This is a genomic window from Thiohalorhabdus sp. Cl-TMA (assembly GCF_041821045.1).
Classification (GTDB): domain Bacteria; phylum Pseudomonadota; class Gammaproteobacteria; order Thiohalorhabdales; family Thiohalorhabdaceae; genus Thiohalorhabdus; species Thiohalorhabdus methylotropha.
The window spans coordinates 1-702 of sequence record NZ_JBGUAW010000043.1; the positions used below are offsets into that span (position 1 = coordinate 1).

A 702-nucleotide genomic window follows, 5' to 3' on the forward strand; every position below is an offset into this window, starting at 1 on the left:
GGTGGGTAAGCCGGAACGGCGCCCGCCGGACCAGATTGCTCACGAAGGAGCGTGCCGTCGCCGCTTTGCGGTCGTCCCGGATCTCGAAGTAGACCCACTTGCTAGCCCGGTCGATGGCTACAAATAGATAGCACCGTTCGGATTCCTCGGGCAGCTGGGGAAGATACTTGATGTCGACGTGGACAAAGCCCGGCTCATAGTCCTTGAAGGTCTTGCGGCGCTTGGTGGTTTCCTCCGATTCCCCAAGCTGCTGGAGCCGCAGCCCCTTCAGGTCATTGACTTGGTTGCGCTTCAGGCAGCGCAGCAGGGCCGCCCGGGACAGGCTCGAGTCCAGGAAGTCCCGGCCCACTCGGAGCAGGTCATCTACGGGCAGCAGGAACAGCTCCCGCAGCTCCACGAGGATGGCCTCGGTCTCCGGGGCCATGGTTGTCGGAATCCGGTGCGGCATATGGGAGCCGTCTTCCACTGTCTGGCGCCGCTTCCATTTGCGGACCGTGGTTTCGGACAGGCCAAGCTCCCGGGCCAGCTGGGTGGTGCCCTTGTCGGATTCCTGGATGTAGCGCCGAATCCGAGGCGTGGTGGTGGCGTTGTCATGGAGGGACGTGCTCAAGCCTCAAACTCCTCCAGTAGGTATTCAATCACCGACCGCGCCTCAAAATACATCAGGCTCCGGGGAGGGAGACAATCACCCGAGTCCTTACA

At 62.3% G+C, this 702-nt stretch carries 1 protein-coding gene; it reads right to left on the reverse strand.

The features are described from left to right. Positions 1 to 610: transposase family protein (locus ACERLL_RS17785; RefSeq protein ID WP_474104453.1), on the reverse strand; the 610-nt coding region annotated here is incomplete at its 3' end. Positions 611 to 702 lie beyond the last annotated feature (92 nt).